Consider the following 18488-nt stretch of genomic DNA (forward strand, 5'->3'; position numbering starts at 1 on the left):
TACTAATATTAGAGCAGCTAAAGTTACTAAATTAATGTTTAAAATGTCTTGTTCCCGTCATAAGCATAGAAATTTTATTTTCATTGCAGTAATCTATACTCAATTGGTCTTTGATAGAGCCACCAGGTTGAATAACGCTAGTGATTCCAGCATTGCCTGCAATCTCAACACAATCTGGAAACGGAAAAAATGCATCACTAGCCATAACAGCGTTTTTCAAGTCAAATTTGAAATTCAAAGCTTTTTCGATAGCATGATGTAAAGCATCTACTCGAGAAGTTTGCCCAGTTCCGCTGGCTAATAATTGTTTGTCTTTAGCTAAAACAATTGTGTTCGACTTGGTATGTTTACATATTTTAGAAGCAAATAGCAAATCTTCTATTTCGGTTGAATTCGGTTTTTGATTGGTCGCTGTTTTCAAATCGGATTCCTGATCTGTTTTGAAATCTCTATCTTGAACCAAAATGCCATTCAAACAAGTTCTGACCAGTTTGTCTTCAAATTTAAATTGTTTCTGAACCAGTAATATTCTATTTTTCTTTTGCTTCAAAATCTCTAAAGCCTCAGCATCGAAATCTGGAGCGATTACAACTTCACAAAACAACTTATGAATTTCTTCTGCTGTGGGTTGATCTATTGTTGAATTTGAAATTAAAATTCCACCAAAAGCTGAAATTGGATCACCGGCTAGAGCGTCTTTATAAGCTTCCGAAATAGTTTGCCTTTGTGCCAAACCACAAGCGTTATTATGTTTCAAAATAGCAAAAGTTGGTGCTTCATTCTGAAATTCAGACATCAGATTCACTGCCGCATCGACGTCTAGAAGATTGTTATAAGACAAAGATTTGCCATGAAGTTTGTCGAAAACAGCATCGAAATCACCAAAGAAATCACCTTTTTGATGTGGGTTTTCACCATACCTTAAGCTTTGTCCTTCACTAAAACTTTGTTTGAAACTTGGTAATTCTTCAGATAAATTAAAATAATTAAAAATAGCTGTGTCGTAATGTGATGAAATATGAAATGCTTTGGCTGCAAACTTTTTTCTCTCTTCTAAGGTGGAAGTTCCCTTATTTTCATTTAAAACATTCAGGACTTTATTATAGTCTTGTCTTGAAGACACACACCAAACATCTTTAAAATTTTTAGCAGCAGCTCTTATCAGAGAAATTCCTCCAATATCAATTTTTTCAATAATATCTTGCTCACTTGCTCCGGAAGCAACTGTGTCTTCAAAAGGATACAAATCTACAATCACCAGATCGAAAGTTGGAATTTCATATTCTGCCAACTCCTTTTGATCGTTTTCTTCGTCGCTACGTTGCAAAATTCCGCCAAAAACCTTAGGGTGTAAAGTTTTCACTCTTCCACCTAAAATAGAAGGATAGGACGTCAAATCTTCCACAGCAGTGACCGGAATATTTTGATCTTTGATAAATTGTTCGGTGCCTCCCGTAGAGAAAATCTGAACATTCAGTTCATGAAGTTTTTCTAATATTGGCGATAATCCTTCTTTATGAAATACAGAAATTAATGCAGATTTAATTTGTTTAGTCTGAGCCATTTTAATTGAGTTTGATTTTGCAAAAGTAGGATTTTGTTGGTAAGTTATTTTTAAAAAACGAAACTAAATTTTAATGAAATTGAATCTTTTTTAATAGAAAGGAGGAAAACAAAAAACCCCGACATAATTTGCCGAGGTTTGTAATATAAATGTAATAAATTTTACTTTTTATCCATCTTTTTGTATAAGACTAAAAAATCTTTGTAGCTATCTTCTCCTAGAGCGTGTTTAGAATTCTGGACAAATTCTTCATCTACTTGTGTTTTATATTCAGCATAAAGTTCAGAATCTTGTTCAAAACTATGGTTAAGCTTCATCATACCAAGTTCTTTAGTTGCAATAACTCTCTGTAAAGGAACAAGCTTATCACTATCTAATCCCATTTCTTGGACGATTTGATATGCCATTTCCTTACTTTCTTTATGAATTTGTTCTCTAGATATTTCTTGTTCTTGCGCATTTAGGTTACCAATTCCTGCAAAAAGCAAAAATGAAAACGACAAAAGTGTAATTATTTTTTTCATGGTATTAATTTTAAATTTTGATAAAAATACTAGAAATTTTGTTTCTAACAATAATTTAACGGAAATTATTTAAACAATCATTCCAGCTGCTACAGTTTCCTTTGTTGAATCATCTACTAAAATAATACTTCCAGTATTTCTATTGTCACGGTAAGCGTCAAGCATCAAACGGTGTGAAGTTTTAATTTTCACTCGTGCAATATCGTTCATTTTCAAATCTTGGTCTTCTGAATCTCTTTTGAAAGTGTTGACATTCATTTTGTAAACCACTTCTTTAATTAAAGCTTTTTGCTCATTTGAAGTATGCATTATTGTATACTTTGTACGTGGTTTAACAGGTGAATTATTCAACCAACACAGCATAACGTCAAACTCTTGTGACATTTCAGGCTGATTATTTTTTTTCACAATCATGTCGCCACGACTAATATCAATATCGTCTTCCAATGTAATCGCAACTGACATTGGTGCAAAAGCTTCTTCAATTTCTTGGTCACCAGCATTTATAGATTTTATCTTAGAAGTGAAACCTGTTGGTAAAACCGTAACCTCATCCCCTACACGATAAATCCCGCTAGATATTCTACCTGCATATCCGCGATAATCTTCAAAACCTTTTCTTTGCGGTCTAATGACTGTTTGCACAGGAAAACGCGCATCGATTTTATTGATATCACTACTGATATGTAAAGTTTCTAATTCATGCAACAATGGTGAACCTTGAAACCAACCCATTTTTTCAGAACGGTTTACAACATTGTCACCTTCCAAAGCACTAATTGGAATGTAACGGACATCTTTGATCAATAATTTAGAAGAAAATTCTTCAAATTGATTAACGATATCATTAAAGACTTTCTCATCATAATCCATTAAGTCCATTTTGTTCACACACACTATAATATGTGGTATATTTAAAAGAGACGAAATAAATGTGTGACGCTTAGTTTGCTCTATAACACCATGGCGAGCATCGATAAGAATTACAGCTGCATTTGCTGTTGAAGCTCCAGTAACCATGTTTCTGGTGTATTGAATGTGACCAGGTGTGTCTGCAATAATAAACTTTCGTTTTGGTGTGGTGAAATAGCGGTAAGCTACATCGATTGTAATTCCTTGTTCTCTTTCGTCTTTGAGTCCGTCAGTAAACATTGCCAAATCTACACCTTCAATTCCCTTTTGCTTACTTGAATTCTCAACTGCAGCAATTTGATCTTCAAAAATTGATTTGGAATCGTATAATAATCTGCCGATTAGTGTACTCTTACCATCATCCACACTTCCGGCGGTGGTGAATCTTAGTAATTGATTTTTATCTATTTTCATAATTATTTTGTCTTGGATTTAACTTTACATCTATAAGATGCATGAATTGATGTTTGTAATAAGATTCTAGAAGTAACCTTCTTTTTTTCGATCTTCCATAGCAGTTTCAGAACGTTTGTCGTCGGTACGATTTCCGCGTTCTGTCTCACGCATAGTTGATACCTCTTCTACAATTTTTTCCATAGTATCGGCATCAGACTCTATTCCACCAGTAATTGTAATATCACCAAGCGTTCTAAATCTGATTTTTTTGGTAACAATCTCTTCGCCTTCTTCCAGTTTCAAATATTCTGAATTTGGAATCCAAGAGCCATTTCTACGTACAACTTCTCTATCATGTGCAAGGTAAAGGGAAGGAATTTCGATTTTTTCTTTGGTTAAATAATTCCAAACGTCCATTTCAGTCCAGTTACTAATTGGGAACGCTCTAAAATGTTCGCCCTCAAAATATTTACCGTTTAATAAATTCCATAACTCCGGACGTTGATTCTTTGGATCCCATTGTCCAAACTCGTCTCTGTGTGAGAAAAACCTTTCTTTTGCTCTAGCTTTTTCTTCGTCACGACGACCGCCACCAATTGCGCAGTCTACCTTATTCGTTTCAATAGCATCTAGCAAAGTCGTAATTTGCAGAGCATTTCTAGTTGCATTTTTTCCTTTTTCTTCAGCAACTCTACCTTGATCTATTGATTCTTGAACTGAACCAACTATAAGTCTGACACCAAATTTTTCAACCAAATCATCTCTGAATTGAATGGTTTCAGGAAAATTATGACCTGTATCCACATGCATTAGTGCAAATGGAATTTTGGCAGGATGAAACGCTTTTTTAGCCAAATGTGTGACTAAAATTGAATCTTTTCCACCAGAAAATAGAATCACTGGATTTTGGAACTGCGCCCAAACTTCACGCAAAATGAAGATGGCTTCAGATTCTAATTCTTCAAGGTAATTTAAGTAATATGTGCTCATAATTATTGATTTCTGTAATTTTCTTCTATATATTTCAAAACTTGCTCAACAGCTTCTTCTATGCTGGTATGCTCGGTTTCTATTTTGATTTGTGGATTTTCAGGTGCTTCGTAAGGTGCTGTAATTCCTGTAAAATTTTCAATCTCTCCAGCTCGAGCTTTTTTATAAAGTCCTTTCACATCACGGCGTTCACATTCTTCTAAACTGGTGTCCACAAAAATTTCAACAAAATCTTGGTCTCCAATAATATCTTTTACCTGTTGTCGGTCGCTTTTCAAAGGCGAAACAAAAGCTGCAATAGTAATCATGCCGGCATCTACAAAAAGTTTTGCTACTTCTGCAATTCGGCGTAAATTCTCTTGCCTATCAATTTTAGTAAAACCAAGTCCTTTATTAATTCCGCTTCTGATATTGTCGCCGTCCAGACTATAGGTTTGCATCTGTTTTTCAAATAAGGCTTGCTCAACTTTATTGGCTATTGTGGATTTACCAGAACCTGACAGACCAGTAAACCAAAGCACAAATGAAGGATTTCCATTTCGCTTATTTCTGTGCTCACGGCTTACATCGTAATTGTGTATAACTATATTTTCACTCATATTTTTTAAGCTTTTACATGAAAATATCCGTTCAATAAATTTTCACGGTTATACAACATTTCTTTACCAGTATCCAAACTAATTACAGACAAACCGACGGCTTTGCAAATCGCTTGTCCTGCAGCAGTGTCCCACTCCATTGTTGGCGCATATCTTGGATAAACATCGGCGTTGCCTTCAGCTACCAAGCAAAATTTCAAAGAACTTCCTTTCGAAACAATTTCTACAGGTTTGTTGAATTTTGCTTTCAAACTTTCAATATAATCCAAGGTGTCTTGATTCATATGTGAACGACTTCCAACAACTCTTATTTGAGCATTATCTGTGGTTGGTTTTAATATTTCTGCATTCTCAAACAAAGCTTCAACATTGATTTCTCCATTTTCAGGAACCTGGACTTTATAAGAACTCTGGCTTTCTACATCACCAACATAAAGCGTGCGTTTTGCTGGCACGTAAATAACACCAAAAACTGTTTTTTGCTCATCAATCAAAGCAATATTAACGGTGAATTCACCATTTTTCTTGACAAATTCTTTGGTGCCATCTAAAGGATCTACAATCCAACATTTTGTCCAATTTTTGCGCTCTGAATAATCAATCGCTTTGTTTTCTTCACTAATAATTGGAATATCAGTTTGGTTTAGATATTTCATGATTACCGCGTTTGCATTTTGGTCTGCAATGGTCAGCGGTGAGTCATCAGCTTTGTATTCAACTTCAAAATCTTCTTTATAGATTTTCATAATAGCATCTCCAGCTTCTATTGAAGACTTGATTGCCAGAAGTTTATCGTGGTTCATAAATTCTGCTTTGTTAGATTTTGAGCAAAAGTATATAATTTCTATTAATTTAGTAGACTAATAGGCTTTTAAATATTTTATCCTTGTGTTAAATTTTTAATTTCTGACAAACTCGTGTAAATTTTAGTCAGACATTACGACTTTTGAACTATCACAAGAACAATTTCATAAATACAAATACTATGAATTATTTTTATATTTTTCTTATTGGATTGGTTGTTTCAACTTCAGCAGTTCACTCACAATCTGCTCCAGATCATGAGTCATTCTCGAAATTACTTCAAAATTACGTTGATGAATCTGGAAATGTAAATTATCAAAAATTCAAAGCCAACGAACAAAAATTGGATAAGTACCTGAATATTCTAAAAAATAATCCACCACAGAATTCTTGGTCAGAAAACGAGAAGAAAGCTTACCTGATCAATGCTTACAACGCTTTTACCATCAAACTCATTTTGATGAATTATCCAGTTGAAAGCATAAAAGACATCGGTGGTTTTTTCAGTAGTCCTTTTTCACATGAATTTGCTAATATAGGCGGCGAAGTATATTCTTTGGATGACATAGAAAAAGGTATGCTTTTGAAAATGAACGATCCTCGGGTACACTTTGCGATTAATTGTGCTTCGGAATCTTGTCCTAAATTATGGAATGAAGCTTATGTTGCATCCAAATTAGACCAACAACTTGACAAAGCAGCACAGTCATTTATCAATTCAGATAAAAATAAGCTCTCCAAATCTAAAGTTGAACTTTCTAAAATTTTCAAATGGTATGCTTCAGACTTTGAATCTGAAGGTCGTACTGTCATTGATTTTATCAACACCTATTCAAATTTAAAAATCAATGAAGATGCTTCCATCAGTTATTTAGATTATTCTTGGGAGTTAAACGAACAATAATTCAAAATGATAAGTATTGTCATCCCCGTTTTTAATGAAGCAGAATGTGTAGAAAAACATTTGAAACGAATTCAGAATAGAATAAGTTCGCCTTCTTTGGTGAAAGAAATTATTGTTGTTGACGGCGGAAGTAATGACAATACAATTGAAAAAGTCAAATCCTTTGAAGACGTCCTCATCATTTCTAGTCCTAAGGGAAGAGCTAAACAGATGAATTTTGGTGCAAAACAAGCGAAAAGTGAAATTTTGTATTTTCTGCACATAGACTCTTTACCACCTGAAAATTTTGACAAATATATTATAGAATCAGTAAAAAAAGGAAGTGACGCTGGTTGTTTCAAAATGAAATTTAGAAGCAGACATCCGTGGTTGCAATTCATCGGTTGGTTAACGCGTTTTAAGCCTAGGTTTTGCAGAGGAGGAGATCAAAGTTTATTTGTTACCAAAAGTCTTTTCAATAAAATTGGAGGTTACAATGAGGAATTTTTGATATACGAAGATCACGAAATTTTGAAACACATTTATAAATATGCCGATTTCGAGGTTATTCCTTATTGGATTTCAACTTCAGCGAGACGATTTAGAGAAAAAGGAATTTTGAAGTTACAATTTTTATTTCTGATGGTTTATTTCAAAAAATGGACTGGCGCTACTCCAGAAGAGTTATTTAAATTTTATCAAAAACATATAGATGAAAGTTCTAAGAAGGCTTAATCTTGTTTTTCAAAAAACTTTAGTAATTTCAACTTCTTTCATACGACTAGTATATTAATTAAAAAAACAGAGTTTGAAACAAGAACACATTGTCATAATAGGAAACGGTATAGCAGGCGTAACTCTTGCTAGACATATTCGAAAATTATCTGACAAAAGAATCACCCTAATTTCTTCTGAAACAGACTATTTTTTTTCTAGAACGGCGCTTATGTATGTTTATATGGGTCACATGAAATGGAATCACATTAAACCTTATGAAGATCACTTTTGGAAAAAAAACAGATTAGAACTCAAGAATGACCACGTTGAACATGTGGATGCTAAAAATAAAAAGCTAGAGTTAAAATCTGGCGAAAACTTTTCTTACGATAAATTAGTCATAGCATGCGGTTCGAAACCTAACAAATTCGGATGGAAAGGTCAAGATGCTAAAGGAGTTTTAGGGCTTTACAGCAAGCAAGATTTAGATGAACTAGAAAAATATGCGCCTAATAATAAGGTATGCAAAAGAGCAGTAATTGTTGGTGGTGGTCTAATAGGAGTTGAACTTGCAGAAATGCTATCAACTAGAAAAATTCCAGTGACCATTTTAGTACGTGAAAAGCATTTTTGGAATACTGTATTACCAGATGAAGAAGCTAAACTTATTGACAGACATATCCGAGAACACCACATAGATTTAAGACTGGAAAAAAATCTGGAAGAAATCCTAACCGATGAGAATGGAAAAGCTAAAGCGGTGAAGGTGAAAGAAACTGGCGAAATAATAGATTGCGACTTAGTAGGACTCACTCCTGGAGTTTCACCAAATATTGACTTTCTGAAATCAAGCACTATTGAACTCAATAAAGGCGTTTTAGTTAATGAATACCTTCAAACCAACGAAACCGATGTTTATGCGATTGGCGACTGTGTTGAGCTTAGAGAAGCTATAGGAGAACGTCCCAAAATACAGGCTGTTTGGTATACTGGACGAATGATGGGAGAAACTTTATCGCAAACTCTCTGCGGAAATCCTATGAAATTTAAACCTGGACATTGGTTCAATTCAGCAAAATTCTTTGATATTGAATATCAGACTTATGGTTGGGTGTTTCCTGAACCCAAGGATGGACATACCGATTTTTACTGGGAACATGAAGATGGCAAAAAATGCATTCATATTCATTTTGAAAAAGAATCAAGAAAATTTAAAGGCATCAATACTTTTGGTATTCGACTTCGACATGAAGTTTTTGATTATTGGCTAACGAAAGAAGCAACTGTAGATGAGGTTATAATAAATTTGAAAAAAGCAAACTTTGATCCAGAATTTTTCAAGCAATATGAAAAGCAAATTCAACAAAAATTTAAAGTATCTAAAAATTAATTCATTATGAGTGTAGATGTAAACATGTCTGTAACTGGGGATTCAGCAGAAAACTTATCTCTACAGCAAAAATTATCAACTGCTTTAGGTTTGATAGGTCTTTTTATAATGACTTTATCGGCATTCAACATTGGTTTTCAACCAAAAGTACTTTGGATGACTTTATCTCTTGTACTAATTTCTGTAGGGATTATTTGGTATGCCAAAGACCTCTATGCAGGTAAGCCAGAGGGTATTAAAAATGATAGAATCTATTTCAAATCGTTAACAAATAGGGGGTTTTGGGCTTATGTTCTAGGCTTAGTATTTACAGGATTTTATATTGTACTTTATTTTTATCCAAGTTTGCTAGGTCTCAATAAAGATGGAGAAAACACAGGTGTTATTGCTTTATTCGATCCTTTAAGTAAAGCTTTAAGCGGAAATCCTGCAAGCCAATGGTTTGTTTACGGTACTTTATACACACTTGCCATTCTTGGGTTTGGAATTAAATTTCTTTGGAAATATAGACATAGTCGCTATCATATTTTACGAACTTTTTCCGTGATGTTTTTTCAATTGAGTTTTGCATTTATTATTCCAGAAGTAATGGCTAGACTAAATAGTGATAATTTTTCATTACCATATTATAACCTAGTCAATATATGGCCACTCAATTATTATAATTTTGAACAATATAGAGTAGATGAATTTATTAGTGCTGGTGCTGTGGGTATTGCATTGTTAATTTTTGGCGTAGCTTCTATCCTAGTAATTACTCCGATACTTACTTACAAATATGGAAAACGTTGGTATTGTTCATGGGTTTGTGGCTGCGGTGGTTTAGCTGAAACTGCTGGAGATCCTTTTCGACATTTAAGCGACAAATCTCAGAATGCTTGGAAATTGGAGCGTTGGCTTGTTCACTCTGTGGTTGTTTTTGTGGTAATCATGACGACAGCGGTAGTACATTCATATTTAAAAACAGATCAATATTGGTTATCCGGTAGTACGTTTCTAATTAGCGTAGGAGTTTTATTGTCCCTCATTTTTGCCTGGGTAATGATTTTCAAAAGAGAACAAATACAAAAAGATGCTAAATATGCAGCTATTGGTTTTTTTGTTTTGATAATAGCTTTGATTGTGCTTCATTTTTCTGGAATGATTGATAATATCTTTCTTTTGGAAGCAGAAACTTTGAGATCCAGTTATGGATTTGCCATCGGAGCCATTTTTTCTGGTGTTGTTGGAGTTGGCTTCTATCCTATATTCGGAAATAGAGTCTGGTGTAGATTTGGCTGTCCTATGGCGGCTATATTGGGATTTCAGCAAAGACTATTTTCAAAATTCAGAATTACAACTAATGGCGGACAGTGTATTTCTTGTGGAAACTGTTCCACCTATTGTGAAATGGGAATTGATGTTCGTGCTTACGCTCAAAAAGGAGAGAATATAATTCGCTCTTCTTGCGTTGGTTGTGGGGTTTGTTCCTCAGTTTGTCCTAGAGGTGTTTTAAAACTTGAAAATGATTCTAGAGATGGAAGAATAAACTCTAAAGAAATCTTACTTGGTAATGATGTGGATTTAATGGACTTAGTGAATCAGAAATAAGTAGTCCTATGATAAGTCATATTTTATAGCTTCTTCAAAAAATTGAAGAAGCTTTTTCATTTTTATTAAAATTATGCGTCCTAATTTTAATAATACATATTTTTATTTAAATTTATTGATTAAAAAATTTATAGCTTATCAGTTTTACTTATAAAAACATCAGATATATAGATAAAAACTATATAGAATAAGTTTATAAATTCATTTTCTTTAAACTAAATTAAATTTATAGACAAAATGGAAAAAAATAATAATTCAGAAAAACCAAATCATAAAGTTTGGGAAATCAATGAATCTTCAGCAAAATGTCCTTTTTTAAATGGAGAAGTTAAAGGAGTTGCAGGAAGTGGTCATGACAATAGAGATTGGTGGCCAAATTCCTTAAATATCAATATTCTAAGACAAAATTCTGCCATGGCTAATCCCATGGACGAAGACTTTAATTATGCTAAAGAATTTAAATCTTTAAATCTAAAAGCTGTAAAACAGGACATCAATGAACTTATGACGACCAGTCAAGATTGGTGGCCTGCAGATTATGGTCATTACGGACCATTTTTCATCCGTATGGCTTGGCATGCAGCTGGTACTTACAGAATACAAGATGGCCGTGGTGGTGCAGGATCAGGTTCTCAAAGGTTTGCTCCATTAAATAGCTGGCCAGATAATGCCAATTTAGATAAAGCTAGATTGTTACTTTGGCCAATTAAGAAAAAATATGGTAAAAAATTATCTTGGGCAGACTTGATTGTACTTGCTGGAAACTGCGCCCACGAATCAATGGGATTAAAAATGCAAGGTTTTGGCGGTGGTCGAGAAGATATTTGGCAGCCAGAAGAAGATGTATATTGGGGTTCTGAAAAAGAATGGTTAGATAATAAAGAACGTTATGAAGAAGGTGAATTAGAAAATCCTCTTGCAGCTTCTCACATGGGATTGATATATGTCAACCCAGAAGGACCAAATGGAAAGCCTGATCCGATTGGAGCTGCAAACGATATCAGAGTAACTTTTGGTCGTATGGCTATGAATGATTACGAAACAGTGGCACTTATAGCCGGAGGACATACTTTTGGTAAAACTCATGGAGCGGCCAGCGATCTTGATTATGTAGAAGCAGAACCAGCGGGTGCACCAATGGAAATGCAAAGTATGGGTTGGAAAAACAATTATAAATCTGGTAAAGGTGAGGATACAATCACTAGTGGTTTAGAAGGTGCTTGGACGGACACACCTACGCAATGGAGCAACTCATATTTTAAAAATCTTTTTGAATATGACTGGGAACTTACCAAAAGTCCAGCTGGAGCTTATCAGTGGAAACCAAAAAATAATGGTGGTGAAGGAACTATTCCTGACGCTCACAATCCAAAGAAAAAACACGCTCCTTTTATGTTGACCACAGATCTTGCTTTAAAAGAAGATTCAGACTATGAGAAAATATCAAGACATTTTTATGAAAACCCAGATGAATTTGCTGAAGCTTATTCCAAAGCATGGTTTAAGCTAGTTCACCGTGATATGGGACCAAAAGAGCGATACTTAGGAGCAGAAGTTCCAAAAGAGCAACATAATTGGCAAGATCCTGTACCAGAGGTAAATCACGAATTGATTGATGACAAAGATGTTTCCTCCTTAAAATCTAAAATATTAGACTCAGAATTATCAGTTTCTGAATTGGTTTCTGTTGCTTGGGCTTCTGCTTCAACCTTTAGAAATTCCGATAAGCGTGGCGGAGCCAATGGCGCTCATATTAGACTTGAACCACAGAAAAATTGGGAAGTCAATAATCCAAATCAATTGTCGAAAGTTCTTGAAGTTCTAGAGAAAATTCAAAATGAATTTAATTCATCACAAGAGGAAAACAAAAAAGTATCTCTTGCAGATTTAATAATATTAGGTGGCAATGCTGCTGTAGAAGATGCTGCAAAAAAAGCTGGTTATCAAATCCAGATTCCTTTTTACCCAGGCAGAACGGATGCTTTGCAAGAAAATACAGAAATGGATTCTTTTGAAGCCTTGAACCCAAGAGCAGATGGTTTTAGAAATTACTCTAAAGGCTTTTCAAAAGTGACTGATGAAGAATTACTCATTGATCGAGCAAATTTACTTACACTTACTGCTCCAGAAATGACTGCACTTATTGGCGGAATGAGAGCTTTAAACACCAATTACGACAACTCAAATCATGGTATATTTACTGATAAACCAGGCGTGCTAACCAACAATTTTTTTACAAATCTTTTGGATCTCGGGACAACTTGGAAAGCGGTCAATGAAAAAGAGACCGTATTTGAAGGTGCCGATCGTAAAACAGGAGAGAAAAAATGGACAGCAACCAGAGCAGATCTCATTTTTGGATCCAATTCTGAACTAAGAGCACTCGCAGAAGTTTATGGATGTTCAGATTCTGAAGAGAAATTTGTAAAAGACTTTGCAAAAGCATGGAACAAAGTCATGAACTTGGATCGTTTTGATTTAGATCAATAATTTTATTTTAAAAAACCATTCATTTTTAATGAATTCAGAACTTAGAGGTCAGAATTCTCAAAATAAAAAGAGATTCTGACCTTTATTTTTTTTTCCTCTGAAAATTTGAAGTTTCATATTATTGAAGTTGAATTAGATGATGGAATTCATTATTAAAAGTTATCAACAATTTAAATTTGAAAAATGAAAAAATACCTATTAACAATTATCGCATTTTTTTTGATTAGTAATTTAGAAATCAAAGCACAAACTGAGTATGGAATTAAAACTGGCTTAAATATATCTAAATACACTGGAGATTTATTTGCTGAATATAACTATCGAGTTGGATTTTACGGTGGAGGCTTTGTGAATATTAGAATGAATGAAAAGTTTAAAATACAATCAGAGTTGTTATTTGCACAACAAGGAACTGATATTCTTATTGAAGATGTTGAAATAAGAGAATCTCCAGACCAAATTCCGATAATAGGAGACTTTAAATCTAAAGTAATAGAATCAACTATTTCAATTCCAATATTAGCACAATATTATTTAGCGGACAAGATTTATGTAGAGGCAGGACCCCAATTTGGTTTTATAATAGATCGAGAAGAAGAGGTAACTGAATCGCCTGTTGATGACCCAAGTTTTAATAATATATCTGACTTTGATTATGATAAATTTGATTTGGGGCTTTCGTTAGGTGCGGGATATGAATTGAGTGAAAGGTTGACACTTAACTTAAGATATTATTTTGGATTAATTGGAAGAGATTTTCAAGATGTCAAATTATCAGTTTTTAACTTAGGGATTGAATACAGACTCTAAAAAACTGTTTACAACGCTGTTTATGCGCAATAGCAGGTTTATGACTGAAACCAAAGTTTGAGATAATTTGCTAATTATAAGACTGAATTAAAAGATTTAGAATTTTTGCACGATACTGAGCCTACACGAAACCGCTATCAACAAAGTTGAATGATAAATTGAACTCACACCAATTCTGAAAAAACCGTCTGGATGCTAATCGTATTTTAACGTTTTTGAGCTTAAATAATTTATTTTTGGCTTTCAATATTGAATTTATTTTAAAATCACCTTTAGAAGTAAATTTCTATAGAAGAATTTTGTAGCTTTAATGCTATTAAAAAAATAAAATGAAAAACATCTACTTTTTCCTAATTGCTTTCTCGTTATTAGCCTGTCAAGAAAAAAAATCAAAAACTGAAATAAATACTGATTCAGTTGAAAGTGGCAAAATAAAGAACCAAGAATTTGAAAAGTCAACTATCGATTTCAAGTTCACAGAAGGTCCTGCGGTTGATGCTAACGGAAATGTCTATTTCACTGATATTCCAGAACAGAAAATTTGGATTTGGACGACAGACAATCAAATAAAAATATTTAGAGAGAATTCTGGCGGTGCCAACGGTTTATACTTCGACAAAGACCAGAACTTGTGGGCTTGCGAAGGCCGTGAAGGTCAAGTTAGCAAAACAAGTCCAGATGGTGATTATAAAGTTATTGCTTCAAGTTTCATGGGCAAAAGTTTTAATCAACCCAATGACATTTGGACAGATGGAAAAGGCGGTGCATATTTTACTGATCCAGAATACAACGAAACCCTCAAACTTCCACAAGGTGGAATGCATGTTTATTATATTAAACCCAATCAGGAAGTAATTCGCGTTTGTAGCGATTTGGTAAGACCAAACGGGTTAATTGGAACTCCCGACGGCAAAAAACTTTACGTAACCGACCATGGAGACAACAAAACCTACTCTTATACAATTGAAAAAGATGGTACTTTAACCAACAAATCTCTGTTTTTGGATGTAGGTGGTGATGGTATGACTATTGATCAAAACGGAAGTATCTATTTGACGACCACCGATAAAAAAGCAGTAGATGTATTTAGTTCAGAAGGAAAAATGTTTTATTCTATCGCTCTCCCAGAAAAACCTTCAAATGTGTGTTTTGGCGGTAAAAAACGAGACGAATTATTTATAACCGCAAGGACTTCAATTTATAAGGTAAAAGTGGATGCTGTAGGTGTAAATTAATTCAAATATGAAATCGCTAAAGTGAAGAATTATCGGCTTGAAAAATACCTTATTTTGCTTAACTATTTTGCGGTTGCGACCCTTCATTTGTATACTTTTTTTAAAAAAAATTCACCTAATCTTTCTGCCTGACTAGTTTCAATTTCATTTTGACGAATTAAAGGCATAGTAAGTCCTTTAAATTTGTTGAATACAATCTACCCCAGCTTTGATGAGATTCTCTTCAAATATCAATTCGTAAAATTTTCATGGCTATAATTAGTCATAGGTTTTATTTGAAATAATCAAGAATCCCAATTCCTTGATTTTAAAATTACTTTGACCATATAACATTCCTTCGACACTAGAAAAATATCCATTTTTTCAAATAAAATTCTTTTTTGATGAACCCTAAAGCAATTTCTTCCGTATATAACAATATAGATGAAGTTTAGTTTAACTGAAAAGTTGACTTTCAGGCTGAATTCTATAATAATTTTATCAAAAATTAAGTGTTTTAGTTTGGATAAATGAATTTAATTAAACTTTTAAAAAACAAAAGTAAAGCCCTATAACAAAGGGCTTATAAAGGTTTTTTAAAAAAAATAGGAGTTGTAATATTTAAAATAAATTTCATAAAGTATTGATTCCTAAAATTTAAGTGTTTAAAATATTAATATTTATTATTTTTGCTCTTAGTTTATTTATATTGCTCTATATTTATAATTATTGCTATTAATTAAAAAAACATATCAAAATGATGACAAAAAAAATACTTTTAGGCTTGTTCGTTTTCTCGACATTAATATCTTGTGTAGACGATCGTGATGTAGATTTTAGTGGTATTGAAGCCAATCCTACTTATGAAGCTAACTTTGTAGATTTCAATTTTTCGGCGGAGGATATCAACAATGGAAATTCAGAATCAGGAAATGTATATTCTGATGCTACAGAAATTGATTTTTTCGAACAAGACATTAATTTAGACCATTTAGAAAGTTTATCTTTTCAAATGAATGTTGAAAGTACTATCAACTCAGAACTGAAAATCGATCTTCAATTTGTAAATCAAGAAGAGGAAATTGCTTTCAGAAGAATTGAATCTACCCGAACAATACGACCAGGTTACGGTTTCAGTCCAAATTATGAAATTGTTGAATTCAACCTAACAGAAACTGAGATAATGGATGTAATCCAAAGCGATCATGTTATTATAAGTGTTTCTCAGGAGTCTGAAGCAACAAACAATGGTACATTTGAATTAAAATCTTTAGCAAGATTTAGTTATTTATATACACAGTAATGAATAAAACGCTAATACTAATTATTCTTTTTTTCCCTACATTTATATTAGCACAAGACCGAGGCCTTCTTTATAACCAAACGCATAATCCACAGGCATTGATGCAGAATCCTGGTATGCGTTATGAGCAAACTGATTTTCATATTGGTATGCCAGGCTTGTCTAGTGTTTACGCTTCTTTTGGAAATACCGGATTTACGTTCAATGATTTGATTAATGACAATGACATTAATGATAATATTGATGGTATTCTTGAGCGATTGTCCCCAAATGGTTTTTTCACATTTACACAAAGTCTAGACTTAATTAATGTTGGATGGCTTTATAAATCCTATTATTTCACTACAGGAATTTATCAGGAGTTAGATGCTAACTTTTACTATCCAAGAGATATGTTGGATTTGGTATTCAAAGGAAATGCAGGTCAAAATAGAGTTTATAGGTTTGATGATTTGAATTTCACAGGAAACCTACAAACTGTGCTTCACTTTGGAATCAATAAAAAAATCAACGGTAAATTATTTTTAGGAAGCCGTGTCAAATTATATACTTCAAATCTAAATATTAAATCTACCGATAATTCTGGAACATTTTCTTCAATCTATAATCCAACAGGAAACGATGCTTTATTATTTCAAAATATTCGACGCTTGGACTTAACATTCCAAAGTACTGGATTAGATAATTTTGATGAAATGTCTGTTGGTGATGCTGTTTTGGGATCTAATCTGGGAATAGGTTTTGATTTTGGAATGTCATACCACTTCACCAGACAAGCTGAAATTACGGCAAGTGTATTAGATTTTGGACTCATTAGATTTAATAAAGACACACGTATTGACCGTGTGGTGGGAAGTTATTATTATACTGGCGCTCAATTCAATTTCCCACAGTTTGATGCTAACGAAGATATCAATGATTATTTTCAAGCTGTTGAGGATGAGGTAAGAGAATCAATTAGGACTGAAGAAAGTGATCGCGCTTATACTTATTTTCAGCCAATTAAATTTAACCTTGCGTTTTCTTTGAGTTTTGGAGGCGACAAGAATGATTGCAATTGTGCTTATGATTTCAACCCTATTGAAGGCAATCAAAAACTCGGCGTTCAGTTCTTTTCATTATTACGTCCAAAACATTTCCAAAACACTTTATCTGCTTTTTATGAGCGCAGCTTTGGTAATATTCTTCACACTAAAATAATGCTAGGTTTTGATCAATTTAATAATACAAATTATGGTCTTGGCTTTGGCTTAGACTTAAAGGGAGTCAATTTATTTTTGAATTTTGATCGTATCAATGATATTGAAAACCTATATTATGCAAATGCATTTTCAGTGCAAACTGGATTAAGTTTTAAATTTTAGTCAGTTTTCAGACTTTCCTTTTATGTAATTGATATTTCGTTTTAATCCTTCATATTTAGTCCTTTTCACCGCAGATTTTCGGAAAATTTCATTAAAAACATCTTTAGTAATTTCTTCCCAATCTTTTTTATCTTTAGTGAGCAGTTCTGGATGCGGATTGAACAAAGGTTCGTTGTGAGGTTTGCTAAAGCGATTCCAAGGGCAAACATCTTGGCAAATATCGCAGCCAAACATCCAATCTTCAAATTGGTTTTCGTAACCTTTTGGCAGATCATCTTTCAACTCTATGGTGAAATAAGAAATACATTTGCTACCATCGACTTTGTAAGGTTCATAAATAGCGTCTGTAGGACAAGCATCAATACATTTTGTACAACTTCCACAATGATCGGTAACAGGAGTGTCATAGTCCAGCTCCAAATCTATGATGAGTTCTGCTATGAAATAAAACGAACCTGTTTGTTTAGTTAACAAATTGGAGTGTTTGCCAACCCAACCCAAACCACTTTTGGCTGCCCAGGCTTTTTCCAAAACTGGTGCAGAATCTACAAAAGCACGACCATGAACTTCTCCAATTTCATCATTCAAAGTTTGCATAAAGTCTTTCAACTTTGCCTTTATTACATGATGATAATCTCGTCCATAAGCGTATTTACTCACTTTATAGGAATCCTGACGTTGTATTTCTTCTGGGAAATAATTGTAAAGTAGAGAAATGACACTTTTAGAACCTTCCACCAGTTTTGTTGGATCGAGTCGTTTTTCAAAATGGTTTTCCATATAACGCATTTCACCATGAGCGTTTTGCTTCAACCACTGCTCTAGCCTCGGCGCTTCTTCTTCAAGAAATTCAGCTTTAGAAATACCGCATGAGAGAAAACCCAATCGATCAGCTTCAGATTTTATTAAGTCGGTGTATTGTCTTTTGTTTGAAATCA

16 protein-coding genes are annotated in these 18488 nt (G+C 33.6%); 9 read left to right on the plus strand and 7 right to left on the minus strand.

Features of this window, described 5'->3' with window-relative positions; translation table 11 throughout:
* Window positions 1-31: 31 nt before the first annotated feature.
* The 6 genes from purH to cysQ form a co-directional block, all read right to left on the minus strand.
* Entirely contained in the window at window positions 32-1564 is a 1533-nt protein-coding gene (gene purH / locus EIG86_RS07605; protein ID WP_127845572.1) for a bifunctional phosphoribosylaminoimidazolecarboxamide formyltransferase/IMP cyclohydrolase, read from the minus strand.
* 161 nt (window positions 1565-1725) lie between these two features.
* Window positions 1726-2088: a hypothetical protein gene (locus EIG86_RS07610; RefSeq protein WP_127845573.1), complete on the minus strand. Its 363-nt coding sequence runs from the start codon at window positions 2086-2088 to the stop codon at window positions 1726-1728.
* Between the two features lie 69 nt (window positions 2089-2157).
* Window positions 2158-3414 (minus strand): sulfate adenylyltransferase subunit 1, encoded by a 1257-nt coding sequence (locus tag EIG86_RS07615; protein WP_127845574.1) that lies wholly within the window; start codon window positions 3412-3414, stop codon window positions 2158-2160.
* 66 nt (window positions 3415-3480) lie between these two features.
* Window positions 3481-4386, minus strand: a complete 906-nt coding sequence (gene cysD, locus EIG86_RS07620) for a sulfate adenylyltransferase subunit CysD (RefSeq protein ID WP_127845575.1) — start codon at window positions 4384-4386, stop codon at window positions 3481-3483.
* Window positions 4387-4388: 2 nt separating this feature from the next.
* Window positions 4389-4985 (minus strand): adenylyl-sulfate kinase, encoded by a 597-nt coding sequence (gene cysC / locus EIG86_RS07625; protein ID WP_127845576.1) that lies wholly within the window; start codon window positions 4983-4985, stop codon window positions 4389-4391.
* A 5-nt stretch (window positions 4986-4990) separates the two neighbouring features.
* Window positions 4991-5788 (minus strand): 3'(2'),5'-bisphosphate nucleotidase CysQ, encoded by a 798-nt coding sequence (gene cysQ, locus EIG86_RS07630; protein WP_127845577.1) that lies wholly within the window; start codon window positions 5786-5788, stop codon window positions 4991-4993.
* Between the two features lie 182 nt (window positions 5789-5970).
* On the opposite strand from cysQ, the gene EIG86_RS07635 reads away from it, so the two are divergent.
* The 9 genes from EIG86_RS07635 (at window position 5971) to EIG86_RS07675 (ending at window position 17550) form a co-directional block, all read left to right on the plus strand.
* On the plus strand, window positions 5971-6693 hold the full coding sequence (locus EIG86_RS07635; protein WP_127845578.1) for a DUF547 domain-containing protein: 723 nt from the start codon (window positions 5971-5973) through the stop codon (window positions 6691-6693).
* Window positions 6694-6699: 6 nt separating this feature from the next.
* Complete coding sequence (locus EIG86_RS07640) at window positions 6700-7407, plus strand: TIGR04283 family arsenosugar biosynthesis glycosyltransferase (RefSeq protein WP_127845579.1); 708 nt, start codon at window positions 6700-6702, stop codon at window positions 7405-7407.
* 73 nt (window positions 7408-7480) lie between these two features.
* The gene (locus tag EIG86_RS07645; RefSeq protein ID WP_127845580.1) at window positions 7481-8779 is read left to right on the plus strand and encodes an NAD(P)/FAD-dependent oxidoreductase; all 1299 of its coding nucleotides are present in this window, start codon (window positions 7481-7483) and stop codon (window positions 8777-8779) included.
* A gap of 6 nt (window positions 8780-8785) precedes the next feature.
* Window positions 8786-10369 carry a 4Fe-4S binding protein gene (locus EIG86_RS07650; protein ID WP_127845581.1) on the plus strand — a complete coding sequence of 528 codons (1584 nt, stop codon included), beginning with the start codon at window positions 8786-8788 and terminating at the stop codon, window positions 10367-10369.
* A gap of 237 nt (window positions 10370-10606) precedes the next feature.
* Complete coding sequence (gene katG / locus EIG86_RS07655; protein WP_127845582.1) at window positions 10607-12859, plus strand: catalase/peroxidase HPI; 2253 nt, start codon at window positions 10607-10609, stop codon at window positions 12857-12859.
* A gap of 183 nt (window positions 12860-13042) precedes the next feature.
* The gene (locus tag EIG86_RS07660) at window positions 13043-13669 is read left to right on the plus strand and encodes a porin family protein (RefSeq protein WP_127845583.1); all 627 of its coding nucleotides are present in this window, start codon (window positions 13043-13045) and stop codon (window positions 13667-13669) included.
* Window positions 13670-13998: 329 nt separating this feature from the next.
* Window positions 13999-14904, plus strand: coding sequence for an SMP-30/gluconolactonase/LRE family protein (locus EIG86_RS07665; RefSeq protein WP_127845584.1), 906 nt, complete (start codon window positions 13999-14001; stop codon window positions 14902-14904).
* 736 nt (window positions 14905-15640) lie between these two features.
* Window positions 15641-16186 (plus strand): hypothetical protein, encoded by a 546-nt coding sequence (locus EIG86_RS07670; RefSeq protein WP_127845585.1) that lies wholly within the window; start codon window positions 15641-15643, stop codon window positions 16184-16186.
* Window positions 16186-17550, plus strand: a complete 1365-nt coding sequence (locus tag EIG86_RS07675; protein WP_127845586.1) for a DUF5723 family protein — start codon at window positions 16186-16188, stop codon at window positions 17548-17550. Before EIG86_RS07670 ends, EIG86_RS07675 begins: the two co-directional genes overlap by 1 nt.
* Here EIG86_RS07675 and queG read toward each other — a convergent pair whose 3' ends face one another.
* Window positions 17551-18486, minus strand: coding sequence for a tRNA epoxyqueuosine(34) reductase QueG (queG, locus tag EIG86_RS07680; RefSeq protein WP_127845631.1), 936 nt, complete (start codon window positions 18484-18486; stop codon window positions 17551-17553).
* Between the last annotated feature and the right edge of the window lie 2 nt (window positions 18487-18488).

Origin of the sequence: Psychroflexus aestuariivivens (genome assembly GCF_004010055.1) — a bacterium.
Taxonomy (GTDB): domain Bacteria; phylum Bacteroidota; class Bacteroidia; order Flavobacteriales; family Flavobacteriaceae; genus Psychroflexus; species Psychroflexus aestuariivivens.

Bases quoted from the DNA above. Each gene is read 5' to 3' on its own strand.
- cysQ (WP_127845577.1), bottom strand. From the start codon at position 5,788: ATGAACCACGATAAACTTCTGGCAATCAAGTCTTCAATAGAAGCTGGA.
- EIG86_RS07660 (WP_127845583.1), top strand. From the start codon at position 13,043: ATGAAAAAATACCTATTAACAATTATCGCATTTTTTTTGATTAGTAAT.
- EIG86_RS07615 (WP_127845574.1), bottom strand. From the start codon at position 3,414: ATGAAAATAGATAAAAATCAATTACTAAGATTCACCACCGCCGGAAGT.
- EIG86_RS07670 (WP_127845585.1), top strand. From the start codon at position 15,641: ATGATGACAAAAAAAATACTTTTAGGCTTGTTCGTTTTCTCGACATTA.
- cysD (WP_127845575.1), bottom strand. From the start codon at position 4,386: ATGAGCACATATTACTTAAATTACCTTGAAGAATTAGAATCTGAAGCC.
- EIG86_RS07665 (WP_127845584.1), top strand. From the start codon at position 13,999: ATGAAAAACATCTACTTTTTCCTAATTGCTTTCTCGTTATTAGCCTGT.
- EIG86_RS07650 (WP_127845581.1), top strand. From the start codon at position 8,786: ATGAGTGTAGATGTAAACATGTCTGTAACTGGGGATTCAGCAGAAAAC.
- cysC (WP_127845576.1), bottom strand. From the start codon at position 4,985: ATGAGTGAAAATATAGTTATACACAATTACGATGTAAGCCGTGAGCAC.
- katG (WP_127845582.1), top strand. From the start codon at position 10,607: ATGGAAAAAAATAATAATTCAGAAAAACCAAATCATAAAGTTTGGGAA.
- EIG86_RS07635 (WP_127845578.1), top strand. From the start codon at position 5,971: ATGAATTATTTTTATATTTTTCTTATTGGATTGGTTGTTTCAACTTCA.
- EIG86_RS07610 (WP_127845573.1), bottom strand. From the start codon at position 2,088: ATGAAAAAAATAATTACACTTTTGTCGTTTTCATTTTTGCTTTTTGCA.
- EIG86_RS07640 (WP_127845579.1), top strand. From the start codon at position 6,700: ATGATAAGTATTGTCATCCCCGTTTTTAATGAAGCAGAATGTGTAGAA.
- purH (WP_127845572.1), bottom strand. From the start codon at position 1,564: ATGGCTCAGACTAAACAAATTAAATCTGCATTAATTTCTGTATTTCAT.
- EIG86_RS07675 (WP_127845586.1), top strand. From the start codon at position 16,186: ATGAATAAAACGCTAATACTAATTATTCTTTTTTTCCCTACATTTATA.